The 18,341-nt window shown below is 72.1% G+C and carries 15 protein-coding genes; 9 read left to right on the top strand and 6 right to left on the bottom strand.

The annotated features are described in order from the left end of the window. Positions 1–13 precede the first annotated feature (13 nt). Genes ACGF3J_RS24400 through ACGF3J_RS24390 form a run of 3 tightly spaced genes read right to left on the bottom strand, consistent with a single transcriptional unit; the run spans position 14 to position 3,446 of the window. Positions 14–724, bottom strand: a complete 711-nt coding sequence (locus ACGF3J_RS24400) for a sulfite exporter TauE/SafE family protein (protein ID WP_393854777.1) — start codon at positions 722–724, stop codon at positions 14–16. Beyond that, positions 721–2,130, bottom strand: a complete 1,410-nt coding sequence (locus tag ACGF3J_RS24395) for an amidohydrolase family protein (protein ID WP_161332440.1) — start codon at positions 2,128–2,130, stop codon at positions 721–723. The genes ACGF3J_RS24400 and ACGF3J_RS24395 overlap by 4 nt, the downstream gene beginning before the upstream one ends. Further along, the gene (locus ACGF3J_RS24390) at positions 2,127–3,446 is read right to left on the bottom strand and encodes a uracil-xanthine permease family protein (protein WP_393854865.1); all 1,320 of its coding nucleotides are present in this window, start codon (positions 3,444–3,446) and stop codon (positions 2,127–2,129) included. The genes ACGF3J_RS24395 and ACGF3J_RS24390 overlap by 4 nt, the downstream gene beginning before the upstream one ends. A gap of 355 nt (positions 3,447–3,801) precedes the next feature. On the opposite strand from ACGF3J_RS24390, the gene ACGF3J_RS24385 reads away from it, so the two are divergent. The 5 genes from ACGF3J_RS24385 to ACGF3J_RS24365 all read left to right on the top strand — a co-directional run bounded on the left by ACGF3J_RS24385 (position 3,802) and on the right by ACGF3J_RS24365 (position 9,724). After that, on the top strand, positions 3,802–4,371 hold the full coding sequence (locus tag ACGF3J_RS24385) for a glycerol-3-phosphate responsive antiterminator (RefSeq protein WP_237552846.1): 570 nt from the start codon (positions 3,802–3,804) through the stop codon (positions 4,369–4,371). Positions 4,372–4,623: 252 nt separating this feature from the next. Beyond that, entirely contained in the window at positions 4,624–5,889 is a 1,266-nt protein-coding gene (locus tag ACGF3J_RS24380) for a nitrate/nitrite transporter (RefSeq protein WP_237552847.1), read from the top strand. 15 nt (positions 5,890–5,904) lie between these two features. Then, positions 5,905–6,681 (top strand): SDR family oxidoreductase, encoded by a 777-nt coding sequence (locus tag ACGF3J_RS24375; protein ID WP_393854776.1) that lies wholly within the window; start codon positions 5,905–5,907, stop codon positions 6,679–6,681. A gap of 53 nt (positions 6,682–6,734) precedes the next feature. Beyond that, positions 6,735–8,198 carry an FAD-binding oxidoreductase gene (locus ACGF3J_RS24370; RefSeq protein ID WP_161332437.1) on the top strand — a complete coding sequence of 488 codons (1,464 nt, stop codon included), beginning with the start codon at positions 6,735–6,737 and terminating at the stop codon, positions 8,196–8,198. Positions 8,199–8,284: 86 nt separating this feature from the next. Next, positions 8,285–9,724 (top strand): FGGY-family carbohydrate kinase, encoded by a 1,440-nt coding sequence (locus ACGF3J_RS24365; protein WP_393854775.1) that lies wholly within the window; start codon positions 8,285–8,287, stop codon positions 9,722–9,724. A 6-nt stretch (positions 9,725–9,730) separates the two neighbouring features. Here the strand turns inward: ACGF3J_RS24365 and ACGF3J_RS24360 are convergent, their stop codons facing one another. Further along, entirely contained in the window at positions 9,731–10,003 is a 273-nt protein-coding gene (locus ACGF3J_RS24360) for a DUF3253 domain-containing protein (protein ID WP_386931100.1), read from the bottom strand. A gap of 108 nt (positions 10,004–10,111) precedes the next feature. Here ACGF3J_RS24360 and ACGF3J_RS24355 point away from each other — a divergent pair, with 108 nt between their 5' ends. From ACGF3J_RS24355 to ACGF3J_RS24340, 4 genes are all read left to right on the top strand, one after another. Further along, positions 10,112–10,804 carry a GntR family transcriptional regulator gene (locus ACGF3J_RS24355; protein ID WP_352154612.1) on the top strand — a complete coding sequence of 231 codons (693 nt, stop codon included), beginning with the start codon at positions 10,112–10,114 and terminating at the stop codon, positions 10,802–10,804. A gap of 160 nt (positions 10,805–10,964) precedes the next feature. Further along, the gene (locus ACGF3J_RS24350) at positions 10,965–12,236 is read left to right on the top strand and encodes an amidohydrolase family protein (RefSeq protein WP_393854774.1); all 1,272 of its coding nucleotides are present in this window, start codon (positions 10,965–10,967) and stop codon (positions 12,234–12,236) included. Between the two features lie 53 nt (positions 12,237–12,289). Beyond that, on the top strand, positions 12,290–13,585 hold the full coding sequence (locus tag ACGF3J_RS24345) for an amidohydrolase (protein ID WP_393854773.1): 1,296 nt from the start codon (positions 12,290–12,292) through the stop codon (positions 13,583–13,585). A 237-nt stretch (positions 13,586–13,822) separates the two neighbouring features. Further along, positions 13,823–15,007, top strand: a complete 1,185-nt coding sequence (locus ACGF3J_RS24340) for a type III polyketide synthase (RefSeq protein ID WP_393854772.1) — start codon at positions 13,823–13,825, stop codon at positions 15,005–15,007. 13 nt (positions 15,008–15,020) lie between these two features. Here ACGF3J_RS24340 and ACGF3J_RS24335 read toward each other — a convergent pair whose 3' ends face one another. Together ACGF3J_RS24335 and ACGF3J_RS24330 are read right to left on the bottom strand one after the other, a co-directional pair. Beyond that, a complete protein-coding gene (locus ACGF3J_RS24335; RefSeq protein WP_393854771.1) occupies positions 15,021–17,189 on the bottom strand; it encodes a SpoIIE family protein phosphatase in 2,169 nt (722 codons plus the stop codon). A 91-nt stretch (positions 17,190–17,280) separates the two neighbouring features. After that, on the bottom strand, positions 17,281–18,186 hold the full coding sequence (locus tag ACGF3J_RS24330) for a carbon-nitrogen hydrolase family protein (RefSeq protein ID WP_393854770.1): 906 nt from the start codon (positions 18,184–18,186) through the stop codon (positions 17,281–17,283). Positions 18,187–18,341: the final 155 nt, after the last annotated feature.

Genomic DNA, 18,341 nt, shown 5'->3' with positions numbered 1-18,341 from the left:
CGGCCCGGCCCGTTCAGAAGCCCAGCAGCAGGACGACCCCGGACACCAGCGCGAAGACCAGCACGAACAGTCGCATCCTGCGGGCGTCCAGCCGGTGGTGCACCAGGCGGCTGAGCCCGGCGCCCAGCGCGATCGCCGGCAGCGCCGCCGCCGCCCAGCCGAGCTGGGACGGCTCCGCCTTCCCCGTGGCGAACAGCAGCACCAAGGAGGCGACCTCCCCGACGAGGAAGCACGCGGCGACGGTGGAGCGGAGTTCGGCCGGTGACCGGTGCTGGTAGACCAGCGCGAGCGGCGGCCCGCCGACGCCGGTGGCCGTCTCCGTCAGTCCCGTCACCGCGCCCGCGCCCAGGTAGGCCGCCCGGCCCGGAGTGAAGACGGGCGCGGCCAGGCTCACCACGGCCGCGAGCACGGTCGCGGCCCCGACGAACACGCCGAGGCTGCGCTCCGGGATCAGCCACAGGAGTGCCAGTCCCGCGGGGGTGGCCGCGAGCCGTGCCCCGGTGATCCAGCCGGCACCCCGCAGGTCGAGCGACGCCCGTTCCCTCCAGGCGACGTACAGGTTGAGCGGGATCATCGCGGCCAGGACGAACACCGGGACCAGACCGGGGGCGAGGAAGCCGGCCACGGGCGCGACGACCAGCGCGAAGCCGAGTCCGCTGCTGCCCTGGACGAAGGCGGCGACCGCCACCGTCACGGCCAGGGCGACCAGCGAGGGCCAGCTCACAGGATCACCGTCCGCTCCCGCCGTGCCCGGGCCTCGGTGGAGGTGGGGTGCGCCCGCACCACACCCGCCCTGGTCACCGCCGCTCGCGCCAGTTCGGCCGCGCGTCGCACCAGCGCGGCACCGTCCCAGGCGGTGGGGCTGCCGTGCCACATGCGCAGGCGCCCGGCGACGAAGACGGCGGTGATCTGGTCGCGGTTGCCGCGCCGGACCAGCTCCCAGGGCAGGTCCCAGGAGAGCGCGAGTTCGGGTGTGTCGATGTCGACCAGGAGGAAGTCGGCGGCCCTGCCCGGCGCGACGGTCCCCGTGCGGCCGCCGAGGCCCACGGCGTCCGCTCCCCCGCGTGTGGCGTGCTCCAGCCAGGTCCAGCCGGCCCCGCACGACGAGTCGCCGGTGGTGAGCCCGTACGCCAGGCGCTGGGCGAACTCGGCGGCCTCGGCGAGCCGGAAGCCGTCGCCGCGGGTGCCGTCGGTGCCGAGGCCGACGCGGATTCCGCGCTCGGTCATGTCGGTCGCTGCCGCGACCGCGTTGCCCTTCCAGGCGCTGGCGACCGGGTTGTAGCTGACGGCGGCGCCCGTGTCGGCGAGCAGGGACAGTTCGCGCGGGGTGAGCAACGTGGCGTGTGCGGCGAGCAGTTGCGGGCCGAGGGCGCCGACGCGGTGCAGGTGTTCGAGGGGGCGCAGTCCGTGCCGCAGGAGCGACCGTTCGACGCCGGCGAGATGCTCGTTGACGTGGATCTGGACGACGGCGTCTGCCTCCGCCGCCAGTCGGGCGGTGTCGCGCAGGGTTCGTTCGGTGGCCGCCTCGGGGATGGAGACGGCGAGGGAGGGATGGACGAGCGGATCGCCGTCGTAGCGGGCGAGGTGCTTCTCCGCGTCGTCGAGGACGGCCCGGGGGTCGCTCCCGGGCTCGCGGTCGGTGTCGTTGCACACGAGGCCCAGGACGCAGCGGATGCCCGCGTCCCGTGCGGCGGACGCGACCACGTCGACGTCGACGTCGGCGCGGGTGCCGGCGTCGGTGACGGTCGTGAAGCCGCCGCGCAGGGCCTCGAAGGAGGCCAGTTTGGCCGCCGTGTACGCCGACTCCTCGTCCAGTGCGCCCTCCAGCGGCACCCAGACCCGGCGGAAGATCTCCGACGGCTCCCCGAAGGCGAGCGCCGCGCCGAAGCTCTGGGTGAGGTGGTGGTGGGCGTCGACGAATCCGGGCATGAGCAGATGCCCGGGGAGGCTTACGGTGTCGAGTCCCGGATGGGCCCCCGCCAGCTCCGCCGCCGGTCCGACGGCCTGGAAGAGTCCGTCGTCGACCAGTACGGCATACCCGTCGGTGGGGCCTTCGGGCAGCAGGACGGCGTCCGGCGCGAGCAGCAGGGGGCCCTGGCCGGTGAGGGGGGCGCGGTCGAGTCGGTTCATCGGTCGCTTTCTGTGCGGGGGTTGGTCAGCCGCGCGGCGATGCCCGGCCTGACGTGGTGGAAGAGGACGTTGAGCACGGCGGCGACGCACGCGCCCACGGCGACACCGCTCTCGAGCAGGATGCGGACGTTCGGCGGGAAGCCGCTGTAGACGCCGGGGACCAGGATCGGGAGCAGTCCCAGGGCGAGCGCGACGGCGACGACGAACGTGCTGGTGTGCCGGTCGAGGTCGGACCGGCCGAGCATCTGGATGCCGAGGACGGTGATGACGCCGAATACGATCATGGCGGTGCCGCCGACGACCGCGGACGGGATCGCGCTGATGGCGTGGGTGACGGGCGCCAGCAGCCCGATGACGACGAGCACGACTCCGGCCACGGCGGTGACGAAGCGGCTGCGGACGCCGGTGACGCGGACGATGCCGATGTTCTCCCCGCTGGTGACCATGAGGGGCAGGCCGAAGCAGCCGCCCAGGAGCGAGGTGAGCGCGTCGCCGCGGACGGTCTTCGGGACGTCGGTGCGCTTGTCGATGGTCTTGCCGACCGCTTCGGCGTTGATGACCGTCTGGCCGGTGGCCTCGGCCATCGAGGCCAGGCTGTAGAGCATCAGGGGCAGCGCGGCGACGAGGTTGAACTCGGGTGTGCCGAAGGGCATCAGGTGCGGCAGGGTGACCAGTTGTCCGTCGGTGAGGGACCCGGTGTGGATCGCGCCGGTCGCCGCGGCGAGAGCGGTGCCGGCCAGCAGGCCGAGCATGACGGCCAGTTGGCGCAGGACGCCGGTGAAGAGCAGGTAGAAGACGACGGTGAAGCCGATCGTCGCCAAGCCCAGCCCGAGCTTGCCCGGGTCCGCGAAGCCCGGTGAGCCGGGCGGGCCGGTGACGAGGAGCGCGCCGACCTTCACCAGGTTGACGCCCACGATCACGATCATCGTGCCGATGACGAGGGCGGGGAAGAAGGCCAGCAGCCGCGAGAACACCGGTAGTACGACGAAGCAGAACGCCGCCGTGAGGATCACGGCACCACCGGCGGTGGGCAGGCCGTGCTGCTCGGCGATGGCCAGGAAGAGGATGAGCGGGGCACCGCCCGGCAGCATCACGAACGGCAGCCGGGGCCCGAACTTCCACGGGCCGAGCGACTGGATGAGGGATCCTACGCCGGAGAGCACGAAGGCCGCGGAGAGCAGGTCGACGGTGAGGCCGTCGTCCAGCCCGAGGGTCGCGCTCATCAGGAAGATCGCGGAGATGGGTGTGGCCGCCATCACGAGGACGTGCTGGACGCCGAAGAGCAGGATGCGGTGGAACGGCCGCGACTCGTCCACGGGGTGGACGCCGGACCGTTCACCGGCGCCGGCCGTGGACCGCGCGTCGGCGGCGGGCTCCGGGGGCGGGGCCTGCGGGGGCTGGTCGGTACGTCCGGCCTGGGGCGGCCGGCTCTGGTGGGCACTGGTCACGTTGGACTCCGTTCGGGCCTGCAGCACGCTCGGGGTGGAACAGCGATCCGGCCCCGGACGGAGGGCCAAATCGATTTGGCCAAATCGATTTGGCCGCCAGTATGGGAGGGCCGCGAGCCCGCGTCAAGGACGGTGGCCGACGGCGGCCGGAGACCGGACGCCGGTGCCCCGTGTCCGCGTCCTACCCTGAGAGGACACCGCCTGCCTCTGCTAGGAGCGCACCTTGGACACCCCACCACTGCCCGCCCTCCTGGAGGAGAACCCGGTCGTCGCCAGCGTCAAGGACGCGGAGGGCCTGGAGGCCGTGCTGCGCTCCGACTGCCGCGTGGTCTTCCTGCTCTACGGCACGGTCCTGGACCTGCCGGAGATCGTGGCCCGGCTGAAGGAGGACGGCCGTACGGTCCTGGTCAACGTCGATCTGCTGGAGGGTTTCGCCGGCAAGGAGATCGTCGTCCGGTACGTGAAGGAGAAGACGGCGGCGGACGGGGTGCTCAGCTCCAAGGGGTTCATGGTGCGCGCCGCCCGCGAGCTGGGCCTGTACGCGGTGCACCGCTTCTTCCTCATCGACTCGCTCTCGTACCGCAAGCTCGCGCCGCAGGTGCGGTCCTCGCAGGCGGACTGCGTGGAGATCCTCCCCGGGTGCATGCCGCGGGTCATCTCCTGGGTCGTCGCCGACATCGACGTGCCGCTCATCGCGGGCGGCCTGGTCTGCGACCGGGACGACGTGTTCGCCGCACTCAAGGCGGGCGCGGCCGCGATTGCCTCGTCGAATACCGATGTCTGGGAGATGTGACACCGCCGGCGGACCCTTGACACTCGCCCGAGCGTCACTCTAGGTTTGCCCTGCGGCCATCTGATCACCCGTTCGGCCGCCACAATCACATATCGGCTCCGGCCTCCGTGCCGGAGCAGTTACTAGAGACCAGAGAACAGTAACTCCTCGCCCGTCGAGAGTTGCTGTTCTTTTTTTGTTGCCCGATTGCGAACCACAACGAGGTGGACTGTGAACAGAGCGCGGAAATGGACGGGATTCCTGATCCTGTCGATGTCATGCGGCATCATCTTCCAGGTCGCCTACATCCGCTTCGTCTTTCTCGGCCCCACCGCCGAGGCGCTGCACCTTTCGACGCAGGACTACGGCAACATCATCTCCGTGTTCGGCATCGTGGCGATCGTGATGTACTTCGCGGGAGGTTGGTTCGCCGACAAGTTCTCGCCGAAGATCCTGGTCACGCTGGGTCTGGCCGGTACCGGCGTGCTTGATCTGTACATCGCGCAGGCCCCCGGCTACACCGGTACGCTCGTCGCGCACGCCCTTATGGCGGTCATGGGCACCGGCCTCTACTGGCCGGCTCTGCTCAAGGCCATCGGAATGCTCGGCGACGCCTCGGAACAGGGCCGGCTCTTCGGGTTCCTGGAAGGCGCGCGGGGAGTCACCTCCACCCTCGTGGGATTCGTCGGCACCGCATTGGTGGCGACGGCCGTCACGCAGGCGGCGGGTGTCACGTGGCTCATCCGGCTCTACGGAATACTCGCCTTCGTCTTCGCCGCGCTCATCTGGTTCTTCGTGGACAGCGACAAGGAGAAACTGGCCGCGCTGGATTCCAGCACCGTCACCCTGAAGCAGCTGTGGCGGGCAGCCAGCAACAAATACACGTGGCTCATCGGGCTCACCGTGATGATGATGTACTGCTTCTACACCACCCTCGGCTATTTCTCGCCGCTCCTTGAGCACCACTACGGGATCGCGGCGGGTCTGATCGGTGTCATCGGTGTGGTCCGTACGTACGTCTTCCAGTTCGCCGCCGGCCCCGCGGGCGGTGTGGTCGTCGACAAGGTCACCCGGTCGACGCCGCGCTTCCTGCGCTGGATGTTCCTGGGGTGCGCGGCTGCCGCCGTGCTGTTCCTCGTACTGCCGCGCAGCACGGCCTTCGGCTGGGTCGCCGTCACGCTGATGTTCCTGCTCTGCCTGTTCGTCTTCGCCAGCCGCGGGGTGTACTTCGCCACCGTCGGGGAGGTGGAGATCCCGCCCAACGAGCGGGGCGGGGTGATCGGCCTGGTCTCCGGGATCGCGTTCCTGCCGGACGCCTTCCTGCCGTCGCTCGCCGCGTGGTGGATCGGCGACCCGTCGGCCAGTCCGGCGGTGCCGGAGCGCGGCGGCGGCTACACCACCCTGTTCGTCTTCCTGCTGGCCGCGGCGCTGCTGGGCCTGCTGTTCACCACACTCACCATCCGTATCCGCCGCAGGGAGCTGGCCGCGCGTGCGGCGGCGTCCGCGCCGGCTCCCACCGAGCCGGCCCCCGCGTTCTGAGGAAGGTCACTCACCATGGACATCACCGACTTCAACCGGGACTTCTTCTCCCTCGACGGCCGCAGCGCCATCGTCACCGGCGGCAACACGGGTCTCGGCCGGGCGTTCTCGCTGGCCCTCGCCAAGGCGGGCGCCGACGTGTTCGTGCCGTCCGTGACCGAGGACGACGGCACCACCCGCGAGCTGATCGAGGCCGAGGGCCGCCGCATGGAGTTCATGAAGGCGGACCTGACCGGGCCCGGCGTGCCGAGGCAGATCGTCGAGGGCTGCGCGGAGACCTTCGGATCGGTCGACATCGTGGTGAACTCGGCGGGCATCTGCAACATCGCGGACGTCGCGGAGTTCGGCCGCGAGCAGTGGGACCCGATGGTCGACATCAACCTCACGGCCCCGTTCGAGCTGAGCCACGAGGCGGTCCGGTTCATGGTTCCGCAGCGCTCCGGAAAGATCATCAACATCGCGTCGATGTTCTCGTTCCTCGGCGGCCAGTGGTCGCCCGCGTACGCGGCCACCAAGCACGGCATCGTGGGCTTCACCAAGGCGTACTGCGACGAGCTGGCCCAGCACAACATCCAGGTCAACGCCATCGCGCCCGGCTACTTCGCCACGAAGATCACCGAGGCGACGCGGGCGAACCCGGAGACCCGCCAGCGCGTCCTGGACCACATCCCGGCCGGCCGCTGGGGCGACGTCGCGGACCTGATGGGCGCCACCGTCTTCCTCGCCTCCCGGGCGTCGGACTACGTGAACGGGCACGTCCTCCCGGTGGACGGGGGCTACCTGGTCCGCTGAACCCCCCACGCCGCGCCCTCCCCCACGCACCGCACACCAAGAGGTAGATCACCATGGCCCAGTCGCTCTCCAAGCTCACCCGCGAAGACATCGTCGCCCGCCTCACCGGCCTGCTCGACGCCGGACAGGTCGTCACCGACACCGAGGAGCTGAAGCTCGCGAGCGTCGACCGGTTCAAGAAGTACCAGTCGGTACACGGCATCTTCGACGCCCCGCTCCCGGCCGCGATCGTCAACGCCCGTTCCACCGAGGACGTCTCGAAGGTCCTGGCCTTCGCGAACGACAACAGGATCAACGTGGTCGCGCGGACCGGCCGCACCGGCACCGAGGGCGGTCTCGAGACCGCGGTCGAGGACACCATCGTGCTCGACGGCTCCGGCCTGGACCGCATCCTCTCGGTCGACGCCGAGAACATGCAGGTGACCGTCGAGTGCGGGGTGCCGCTCCAGGTGCTCGAGGACAAGCTGCGCGAACAGGGGCTCACGACGGGCCACTCCCCGCAGTCCAAGCCGCTCGCCCAGTACGGCGGGCTCGTCTCCACCCGCTCCATCGGCCAGTTCTCCACGCTGTACGGCGCGATCGAGGACATGGTCGTCGGTCTGGAGGCGGTCTTCCCGGACGGCTCGGTCACCCGCATCAAGAACGTCCCGCGCCGCGCGGCCGGCCCCGACATCCGGCACGTCGTCATCGGCAACGAGGGCGCCCTCTGCTACATCACCGAGGTGACCGTCAAGGTCTTCAAGTACCAGCCCGAGAACAACGAGTTCCACGGCTTCCTCGTCGACGACATGGCCACCGGCGTCAAGGCGATCCGCGAGGTCGTCACAGGCGGGTTCAAGCCGTCGGTCGTCCGGGTCTACTCGCCCGAGGACGCCCGGCAGCACTTCTCGCACTTCTACCAGGGCAAGGTCGTCGTCGTCTTCGTGGCGGAGGGGCCCAAGGGCCTCGTGCGCGCCACCAGCGAGGAGATCGAGCGGGTCCTGGCCCAGTACCCGCACGACAAGGTCGACCCCCGCCTGATCGAGGACTGGTTCGACAACCTCAACTGGGGTGTCGACAAGATCGAGGCCGAGAAGCAGGTCATGCTCGCCAAGGGAGAACTCGGCTACACCACCGAGGTCTCCGTCGACTGGTCGCGCACCGTCGAGCTGTACGACAACGTGATCCGGCGCATCCGCACCGAGTTCCCGGCCGCCGACGACCTGGTCATGCTCGGCGCCCACTCCTCGCACAGCTACCAGACCGGCACCAACCTGTACTTCGTCTACGACTACAGGATCAACTGCGAGCCGCGCGAGGAGATCGAGAAGTACCACATCCCGCTCAACGCGATCATCGTCGAGGAGGCGCTGAAGGTGGGCGGCTCCATGGTCCACCACCACGGCATCGGCAAGTACCGCGCCCCGTGGACCACGCAGGAGCACGGCAGCGCGTACCGGATCCTCGCCAAGCTCAAGGAGACCTTCGACCCCAACGGAATCATGAACAAGGGCACCATCTTCCCCATGGACGCCTGAGCCAGACTCCCAGCCGACCCCGGCCGCCGTCACAACGGCCGGGGTCCCGCTCCTTCCCCGACCCGCACGACCTCCCCGGAGTGGCCATGTCCAGCGCTCGTCCCCGCTACCTCATCGGCATCGACAACGGCTCGCAGTCGTCGAAGGTGACCGTCTTCGACACCGACGGCCGGGTCGTCAGCGAGGGCCGTGCCGCGCTGCGCCCCTACGACACCCCGCGGCCCGGCGTCGTGGAGCATCCGGACGACGACCTGTGGACGTCGATCGGCGCCGCGAGCCGGGCCGCGCTCGCGGCGTTCGACGGGGACCCGGCGGACATCGTGGGCGTGGGACTGTGCACCATCCGCTTCTGCCGTGCCGTCCTCAAGGCGGACGGCACGCTCGCCCAGCCCGTCATGAGCTGGATGGACGAGCGCGTCGGGCTCCCCTACCAGGACACCGACCCGGAGGCCGCCCGCGTCACGACCAGCTCCGGCTACATCGGTCACCGGATGACGGGGAAGTTCCGTGACACGGCGGCCAACTACGCCGGGATGTGGCCCCTGGACCCGGACACCTGGCAGTGGAGCGACGACGACGCGGAGATCGCGAAGCTCGGCCTGCGCCCCGAGCTGCTCTTCGACCTCGTGCTGCCCGGTGACGTCCTGGGCGAGGTCACCGAGGCCGCGGCACGCCACACCGGCATCCCCGCCGGGGTCCCCGTGGTCGCCACGGCCAACGACAAGGCGGTCGAGGCCCTGGGCTGCGGGCTGCGCTCCCCCGACACCCTCCTCGTCTCGCTCGGCACGTACGTGGCCGGCATGGCCACGGGCCCGCGCAACGTCACGGGCCCCTCGGACTTCTGGGTGAACTACGCCGCCGTGCCGCACTCCTACCTCTACGAGTCCGGCGGAGTGCGGCGCGGCATGTGGACGGTCAGCTGGTACCGCGACCTGCTCGGCGAGGAGGCGTCCGCCCGGGCACGCGCCGCCGGGCTGGAGGTGGAGGACTACCTCAACGCCGAAGCGGCGAAGGTGCCGCCGGGGTCCGACGGGCTGATGACCGTCCTCGACTGGCTCGCCCCGGACGACGCCCCCTTCCGCAAGGGCACGATGCTGGGCTTCGACGGACGCCACGGCCGCTTCCACGTCTACCGGTCCATCCTGGAAGCCCTCGCGATGACGGTCCACGACACGACGGAGCGCATGGCGCGCGAACTGGGCACGGCACACCGCGAGGTCATCGTCTCCGGCGGCGGCTCGCGCTCCGACCTGATGATGCGGATCCAGGCCGACGTGCACGGCGTTCCCGCCCGCCGCGCCGAGGCGTCCAGCGCCGCGGGCCTGGGAGCGGCGATCTGCGCGGCGGTGGGCCTCGGTGTGCACGCGGACTTCGACGAGGCCACGGCCAGGATGGTCCGCGACGGCGAGGTCTTCCACCCGGACCCGGAGAACCACGCTCTCTACCGGCGCCTCGAAGCGGTGTACCGGGACGTCCGCGAACACACCGACGCCCTCTACCGCCGTACGTACGACGTCTTCGGCTGACGCCGGTCAGCGGGCGCGGCGGATGCGGACGGGGCCGCGCGCGGTCGCCGGGTCGACTTTGCGACCGCGCTGGGTGACCGTGACCTCCCCGGCCTCGGCCAGTCGCCGGGCCGCACGGCGGGCCGGCTCCATGAGGGCGCGCCAGCCGTCGTCGTCCCCTTCGTAGACCGCGCGTGCGGCGTCCGAGGGGCAGATCGTCGCCTCCGGGCGGCGGCGCTCCAGGAGTTCCAGGATGGCTCGCTCCAGCTGCCGGCCCGTCCGCTCCTCCTCGTCCGCCACCCGGCCAGTATGACGATCCGCGGGCGGTCGCGCCCGTGGGCGGCCCGGTGATCGCCCTGAACGTATCCTCGCTCTGAACGGCGAGGGCGAGGGCGAGGGACGGTGCACGTGGCAGCCGGCACACCGCAGGCGGGACAGACCCGGACGTCGCTGAGCGCGCGGGCCCGCGAGGCCGTGCGCGAGCGCATCGTGGACCGCCGGTATCCGATGGGCACGCGGCTGGTGGAGCGGGAGGTCGCGGAGGAGCTGCGGATGTCCCGGGTGCCGGTCCGCGAGGCGCTGCGCGCGCTGGTCGCCGAGGGGCTGCTGGAACTGCTGCCGCACAGCGGAGTGCGGGTGCGGCGTCTGGAGCGGGCCGACGTCCGGTACCTGTACGAGGTGTGGGAGCCGTTGGCCGTCCAGGCGTCGCGGCTCGCCGCCCGGCAGGTCGCGGCGGCGGACGGGCCGCTGCCGGAACTGGACGCACTGCGTGCCTCCCTGGCGCGGGCCGAGGACGCCGCCGAGGAGGACGAGGGCGCGCTGGAGGTCGCGGCGCACACGGAGTTCCACGAGCGGATCGTCGCGCTCTCCGGTAATCCGCTGCTGGCCCGCACCATGGAGCAGCTCGGCTGGCAGTTGCAGTTGCTGTTCGGCATGCGTGCCGAACCCGCGCACATGCGGGCCCAGCACGCGGACATCTTCCGGCACATCGCCGCGGGCGACGAGGAGCCGGCCGCCGCGAGCACCCTGCTGCACGTCCGGGACAGCCGGGCCGTGGCCCTGCGGTCCCTCTTCGGGGACAGCGCTTTGTATACCAAGTGATTCTGCACTCAGCGAGAATCTCGTAAGTGTGCAGTACTGGTGGGAATCTTCGGGGCACATCCGACACCCCCTTGTCCCGCCCTCCTGGCTTGGTATACAAAATGGCGCCAGGCAGGTCTCCCCCCTGCCGCGACTTCCCGCCCCCACCAGGAGCCCAGCGATGTGCATCGAGTCCTCCGAGCCCCCGTCCCCCCGGCTGACCCGGCGGGGCGTGCTCGCCGCCTCCGCGGCCCTCGCCGGTACCGCGACGGCCCTCGGTTCCGCCGGACCGGCGGCCGCGACCACGACGGACCGCCGGCCGCGCACCGGCGACCTGGTCGTCGAGGGCGGCACGCTTCTCGACCCCGCCACCGGTGACGTCACCGAGGACGCCGTCGTGGTGATCCGCGACGGAGTGGTGCGCGCGGCCGGCGCCCGTGGCAGGACCACCGTCCCGGCCGGCGTCCCGCGCCTCGACGCGCACGGCCAGTGGGTCCTGCCCGGCCTGATCGACGCGCACATCCACCTCAACACCGTGGCCGAGGCACGCGACGCCGTCGGCAAGGGCGCGACGAGCGCGCGCAGCGGGTCCACGAACTTCTACCAGGACATCGCCGTGCGCGAGCTGGCCCGCCGGGCTCCCGGCATGGCGCCCCGTCTGCGGGCGGCCGGCATCTTCGTGACGCCGGACCTGGGCGACACCCTCCTCGCCGACCCGGAACTCGCCATGCTGGCCGGACTGAAGGACGGGGTCCGCTCCGCCGAGGCCCTGCGCCACGTGGTCCGGGTCAATCTGGCGCGCGGCGCCGAGGTGGTCAAGACGCGGGTGAACGAACGCGCCGGGCTGCCCGAGCAGGACCCGCTGGCCCAGGTCTACTCGCATGCCCAGCTCAGCGAGGTGGTGGCGGCGGCGCGGCGCGGCGGGAAGGGCGTGCTCTGCCACAGCTACAGCGAGAAGGGCTGCCACGACGCGGTGACCGCGGGCATCCGCTCCCTGGAGCACGGCGTGTTCGTCGGCGAGCGCACCCTGCACGAAATGCGGCGGCGGGACACGTTCTTCACGCCCACCCTCACCGCGATCGCGGGCCTCGCCGAGTCCTCGGACCCGGTACTCGCCGAGCGGGGCCGCGCCTACCTGCCCGTCCTGAAGCAGGCGGTGCTGGCGGCGCACGAGCTGGGCGTGCCGCTCGCGGCGGGCACGGACTCCTCCGGCGGCACGGTGGACCCCATCGGGCGGGAGGTGGAGCTGATGCACGCCGCCGGACTCTCACCGCTCGACGCGATCCGCACGGCGACGACGCACGCCGCGCGGCTGCTCGGCCTGGAGGGCACGGCGGGCCGGCCGGCCCGGGGACACGCCGGTGACCTGGTCCTGGTGCCCGGCGACCCGCTGGCCGACGTGTCACTGCTCAAGAAGCCGTCCCGGGTGGTGCGTTCGGGCCTCCCCGTCTGACCACTGCCCCACCCTCCAGCCGTCCCACACCCCCTGACCCGTAGGAGAACGACATGACTCCTCCGCCCCTGTCGCGGCGCAACGTCCTCGCCGGTGCCGCCTCGCTGGGCGGCACCGCCGCTCTGGCCGCCCAGACGGCGCACGCGTCACCCGGACCGGCCCGGCACGGCCGCGGCGCCGTCGTGTTCCGCGACGTGCGCCTCCCGGGCAGGTCCGGGGCGGTGGACCTGACCGTCCTCGACGGCCGGGTCTCGGACCGGCCGGCGCCCAGGGGGGCCAAGGTCGTCGACGGCGGCGGCCGGCTGGCGCTGCCGGCGCTCGTCGACGCGCACATCCACCCCGACAAGACCAGTTGGGGCGGCCCGTGGGTGTCGCGCAGGCCCGCGAGCGGCATCGCCGAGTACTGCGAGCAGGACGTCGAGCTGTACCACTCCCAGCGGCGCCCGGTCGGCGAACGGGCGTACGGGCTGATGGCGCACGCCGTGACCCGCGGCACCCGGGCCATGCGGGCCCACGCGGACGTCGCCCCCGCCTACGGCCTCGACGGCGTGGAGGGCATCGCCGAGGCGCGGGACCGCCTGGCGGACGCGCTGGACGTGCAGATCGTGGCGTTCCCCCAGCACGGCGTGGTCCGTACACCGGGCACGGCCGAACTCTTGGCCACTGCGGCGCGCGAGGGCCTGGTCGACATGATCGGCGGCATCGACCCGATCAGCTTCGACCAGGCTCCGGAGGAGCAGCTCGACCTGGTCTTCGACCTGGCCGACCGGCACGGGATCGGCGTCGACATCCATCTGCACGACCGGGACGAGAAGGGGACCCGGGTCATGCGCGGCATCATCGAGCGCACCCGGTCCCTGTCCCTGCGGGGCCGGGTGACGGTGAGTCACGTCTTCTGTTTGCCGTTCCTCGCCGAGCGCGCCCTGCGCACCATGGCCGAGGATCTGGCGGAGCTGGACATCGCCCTGACGACGGTCGCACCGAACGAGTCCCTGGTGCTGCCCGTCTCCACGCTGCGCGAGTACGGCGTGCGGGTCGGGCTCGGCTCGGACGGCGTGCGCGACTCCTGGAGCCCGTTCGGCGACGCGGACATGCTGCACCGCGCCCATCTGCTCGGGTGGATCACGGACGTACGCCTCGACGACGAGCTGGCCTCCTGCTACGACGTCGGCGCGCACGGCGGCGCGGACGTGATGGGCCTGCCACGGGCCGACCTGAAGCCGGGGGCGCCGGCGGACTTCGTGCTGGTGCGCGGCGAGTGCCTGCCGCAGGTCGTGGTCGACATGCCCCGGCGCGACATGGTCGTGCACGGCGGGCGGGTGGTGGCCCGGAACGGCGAACTGGTCTGAGAGGGGCGCCTCCGGAGTGGGTTCCGCATCAGGGGTGTGTGGAGCGTCACGCATGACAAGAGCCGTCCAAGTTGTCTGAGTCACAGCGCAAATGTCCTTTTAGCCGCCATGCTCGAATCGGATGCCGGCGCCCGAAGTGACGCGCGCCGGCATGGACTTGGACGTGGGGTGCTGGAGTGAGCCATGCCACAGCACTCGGGACTTCCCTCTCTTGTTCACCGGAGAAAGGTGCGAATCGTGGCCGCATACCTGTGCCCGCCCGCCGTCATACACGGCGAGCACGCCGTCAAGACCAGCGAGATCGTGGAGGAGGTCCGCGAACGGCACCCGGACGCGGCCTGGGCGCCCCGGATCGACGGCATCGCGGCCAGTACCGGCATCGAGACCCGGGGCTGGATGCTGCCGCTGGAGTCCGCCGTCGCGCCCGGCGCCTCGGGCGCTCTGTCCGCGGTCGGCACCGGGCCCGCGCGGGAGGCGCTGGTCCGCGACGGGTTCACCGAGCAGGACGCGGACCGCGTGGTCGCCGCCCTCGAAGCGGTACCCGCACCGCAGACCGTGCAGGAGCGCACCGCCCCGGCCTGGGAGGCCGTGCAGGCCTACGGGGAGCGGGCGGCGCGCGGGGCCCTGCAGATCGCCGGGCTGGACGTCTCGGACGTCGACTGCCTGATCACCAGCAACTCCACCACCCCGGCGCTGCCGGGTCTGGACGTCGCCCTGGCCAACCGGCTCCCGCTGCGCGGCGACACGACGCTGCTGCCCGCCTCGCAGTGGGCCTGTGTCGCCGGGACCCGCTCCCTGGCACTCGCGGCCGACCTCGTGGCGGCCGACCCCGACCGGGTGGTGCTGGTCGTGATCTCGGAGGCGCTGAGTACGACCTACCAGCCCGCGGACGACACCCTGGAGTCCCTGATCGTCCGGCTGCTGTTCGCGGACACCGCGGTCGCGACGGTGGTCACGGGCCGCCCCCGGCCCCAGTCGGTGCTGCGGCTGGACGCCTCCTGGCACCACACCCTGCCGGACACCCAGGACCTGCACCGCCTGGAGACGCGGGCGGACGGCACCCACTTCGTGATGGACCGGCGCGGCCCGCGCGCCGTGCAGAACACCGTCACCGCCATGTGGGACTGGCTGCACGACCGCTACCAGGACGACCCGAAGTCCTGGCACCCCGACGTGCTGCTCGCGCACCCCGGCGGGACGCGCGTGCTGGAGTACATGGAGCAGACCATGCCCGAGGAGTGGCCGTCGGGGCTCCTGGACCACAGCCGGGCCAGCTACACCAGCGGCAACCGCGGCGGCGCCGCCGTGTTCGACATCATGCGGCGGGCGCACGACGCCGGGCAGCGGCCGGGCAGCCGCGCCGTGCTGTACGCGGCGGCCCCGGGCCTCACGGCGACCGCCCTAGAAGGAGAGTGGCTGTAGCACGGCCGCGCGGTCACCTGGCCACCACCGCCCAGACCACCTTGCCGGTGTCCGTCCACCGCACCCCCCAGCGGGCGGTGAGCCGGTGCACGACGTGCAGGCCGCGACCGGAGTCGTCGAGCAGCTCGCCGCGGCCGAGGCGGGGACGGCCGTTGCCGGTGTCGCCGACCTCGCACAGCAGTCCGTGACCTGCCCTGATCATCCGTACCGTGATGGGTCCGCCGGCGAACCGGACCGCGTTGGTGACCAGCTCGCTGACCAGGAGCAGCACCCTGTCCCGGGTGTCGTCCCTGGTACGCCACTCGCGCAGCAGCGCGGAGACCAGCGTGCGGGCCCGGGCGGCCGCGTCGTCGCGGGCCGGCAGCCGCCAGGTGGCGGTGTCACCCTTGCGGTAGCCGATCATGCGGGCCAGCAGCAGGGTCACGTCGTCGCGCCCGCGCTGCGGCGACAGCCCGGAGACGACCCGTCGCGCGGCCTCCTCCAGGACGTCCCAGGGGTGCACCGTGGACACGGCGTCCGCGAGCCTGCCGATGCCCTCGTCGATCGGCACGGCGGGATCCTCCACCAGCCCGTCGGTGTAGAGGGCGAGCAGGGAGCCCGGGGGTGCGGCGAACGTGTGCACCCCGAACGGCTCCCGCAGGGCGAACTCAGCGCCGAGGCCGGGATGCGGGCGGACCGCGAGCGGCGCGGCGCGTCCGTCCGGCAGCACCAGGACCGGGGGAAGGTGGCCCGCGCTGGACAGGGCCACGCGGTGACTGACCGGGTCGTAGACGGCGATGCAGCACGTCGATCCGAGGGCGCTGTAGCCGGCGGCCAGCCCCGACTCCGCGTCGTCGAGCATCGTCACGGTCTTGTCCAGGTGTTCCAGCACCTCGTCGGGTGCGAGACCCGCGGAGAGCAGTGCGCGGGCCTCCATGCTCAGCTGGCCCATCGTCGCCGCGGCTCCCAGTCCGTGTCCGACCACGTCCCCGACGACGAGGGCGGTCCGGCCGTCCGGGAGGGGGAAGCTGTTGACCCAGTCACCGCCGACGCCCGCGCTGTCGGGGGTGGCGGGCTGGTAGACGCTGGCGGTCTCGACGGTGTCGCCGCCGGTGCGCGGCAGCAGCCGGCGCTGCAGGGCCAGCACCTGGGTGTGCTCGCGCTGGTGCTGGCGGGCCAGATCGACGTGGTGCGAGGTTCTGGCCACCAGTTCCTGGAGGTCGAGCAGCTCGCCGTCGTTGAAGGGGCGGTCGGCCCGCCGCCAGACCTCCGCCACGCCGAGCACGACGGGCGGCGCCCCGTCGAGGACGAGCGGGATGCAGGCCACACCCGCCGACCGGTCGCTGGGGACCAGGGCACGTACCAGCTTCGGGCTGCCGAGGACCCGCTCGATCGACTCGCGGTCCGGGATGACGACGGCCTGGGCGGCGTCGTCGCGCCGGATCGCCTGCGACAGCAGATGACTCGCATCCTTGGGCAGATCGTCACCCTCGGTCACATACCCTGCGGGCCAGACCCGGTCCGGCACCAGGGCCGCCCGCCGCAGCCGGATGCGTCCCTGGCCGTGCTCGGTGACCCCCTCGCCCGTCCACACGGCGAAGTCGAGGTCGATGGCGGCCACGTCTCCCCAGGCCAGCAGCGACTCCGCCAGCGACTGCGCGGTCTCGCCGATGTCCAGCGAGGTGCCGATCGCGGTCTCGGCGGCGTACAGGTGCAGTCTCCTGGCCATGGCGATCAGGGAGACGGTCAGGCCCTCCTGCGGCGCCGCGGCGGACAGGATGCTCATCGAGACGACCAGCTCCGAGCCGTCCGCGCGCCGCAGCCGCTGGACCCGGGCGACATGTGCCTCGCCGGTCTCCAGCACCTGCCGCAGCCGGCGGGTGACCGTCGGTACGTCCCAGGGCGGCAGCAGGTCGACGAAGGGGCTTCCGGTCACGACGTCCAGACCGGCGAAGACGGGGGCGTCCAGGTTGCTGCGCGTGATGCGCAGCTCCCGGTCCAGGTTGACCGCGCCGAGGATCTGCTCCTGGAGGCCGGCCGCCGGGCCGGGGTGGACGCGTACGGGGGCGGTGTCCTCGCCCGGCGCTCCGGCGGCACCGGCTGCCGCACCCGCTCCGCCGCGCGGGATGTACTTGCCCAAGGCGCTGCTGACCAGGTCGAACGGCGACGAGGACGAAGAGGACGAAGGAGAGGGTGTGTCCATACGGCTCTCTCAGCTCGCTCGCCGGCCCCGGCACGGCGCCGGGCCGTACTCGCACCCGTGCGGCGGGCCCCGAGATCTCCGACCGCACACCTCATTCAATAACACGCCGGGCGCCTTCGCCCACACCGGCGCCGAGACGCCAGCGCTCAGGCTCGATTCGGCCGGCGTACAGGGGCAGCTCCAGCGGCGGCCCGCCGTCCTCGAAGGGGTCCCACACCCGAGTGAGCCCCGCGGTGCCCCGCGCTCGCACCCGCCGGGCCTCGCCCAGGTCGATCACGTCGGTCAGGACCTCCTCCGTCCCGGGCCCGGCCTCGGCGCGCATCCGCCCCTCGGGGTCCACCACGACGCTGCGCCCGAGGCCGTCCGGCGCGGCCGCGTTGAGGCTGGCCATGAAGACCTGGTTGACGATCGCGTTGGCCTGCGCGAGCACGACTTCCTGGGCACGGTCGACGGTGGGGGTGCGGACCAGGTTCAGTACGAGGTCGGCGCCCTGCCAGGCGAGGTGGCGGGTGACCTCGGGGAACCAGGCGTCGTAGCAGATCGTCAGGCCCACCCGTCCGTGCCCGGCCAGGTCGAAGACCACGAAGTCGGAGCCGGCCGCCGTGGTCTCGTGGGGGCGCCACGGGAAGATCTTGCGGTACGCCGCGACCCGCTCGCCCACGGGCGAGTAGACGGGGGCGGTGTTGTAGATCCGGCCGTCGGCACCCTGTTCGTAGACGCTGCCGGGCACGAGCCAGATGTCCAGTTCACGGGCGAGGGCGGCCAGCCGGGCGCCGCGCGGGCCGTCCAGGGGCTGGGCCCCCTTGGTCATGACCCGCTCGGGGTCCTCGCCCGGCTCCTGCCCGCACAGATGCAGTTCCGGGTAGGCGAGCAGCCGCAGGCCGGGGTGCGCAGCCATGACGCGGCGCACGTCCTCGGCGAAGGCGTCGGCGGCATCGGCGGCGTGGTGCCGCGCGGCCGTCTGGACGAGGCCGATCGGCAGGGGAGTCGTCATCATCGGGCAGCCTTCCGCGGTCGCTGACGTCCGGGGACGGGGGGGGCGTGGTCGAGCCAATCACCGGGCCACCCACGGGACAAGATCCCCTTGTCCAGTGCGATCCACAGGAAGACCCTGTGGTCCGCGCGGCGTCCCGCGCCGCCCGGCGGCCGTGG

It is taken from the genome of Streptomyces sp. NPDC048171, assembly GCF_043202655.1.
Classification (GTDB): Bacteria; Actinomycetota; Actinomycetes; order Streptomycetales; family Streptomycetaceae; genus Streptomyces.
Note: the sequence above shows the minus strand (reverse complement) of the source record. Positions and strands in the feature narration are given on the sequence as shown.

Bases quoted from the DNA above. Each gene is read 5' to 3' on its own strand.
- ACGF3J_RS24395 (WP_161332440.1), bottom strand. From the start codon at position 2,130: ATGAACCGACTCGACCGCGCCCCCCTCACCGGCCAGGGCCCCCTGCTG.
- ACGF3J_RS24375 (WP_393854776.1), top strand. From the start codon at position 5,905: ATGGACATCACCGACTTCAACCGGGACTTCTTCTCCCTCGACGGCCGC.
- ACGF3J_RS24330 (WP_393854770.1), bottom strand. From the start codon at position 18,186: ATGATGACGACTCCCCTGCCGATCGGCCTCGTCCAGACGGCCGCGCGG.
- ACGF3J_RS24365 (WP_393854775.1), top strand. From the start codon at position 8,285: ATGTCCAGCGCTCGTCCCCGCTACCTCATCGGCATCGACAACGGCTCG.
- ACGF3J_RS24380 (WP_237552847.1), top strand. From the start codon at position 4,624: ATGTCATGCGGCATCATCTTCCAGGTCGCCTACATCCGCTTCGTCTTT.
- ACGF3J_RS24335 (WP_393854771.1), bottom strand. From the start codon at position 17,189: ATGGACACACCCTCTCCTTCGTCCTCTTCGTCCTCGTCGCCGTTCGAC.
- ACGF3J_RS24370 (WP_161332437.1), top strand. From the start codon at position 6,735: ATGGCCCAGTCGCTCTCCAAGCTCACCCGCGAAGACATCGTCGCCCGC.
- ACGF3J_RS24345 (WP_393854773.1), top strand. From the start codon at position 12,290: ATGACTCCTCCGCCCCTGTCGCGGCGCAACGTCCTCGCCGGTGCCGCC.
- ACGF3J_RS24350 (WP_393854774.1), top strand. From the start codon at position 10,965: ATGTGCATCGAGTCCTCCGAGCCCCCGTCCCCCCGGCTGACCCGGCGG.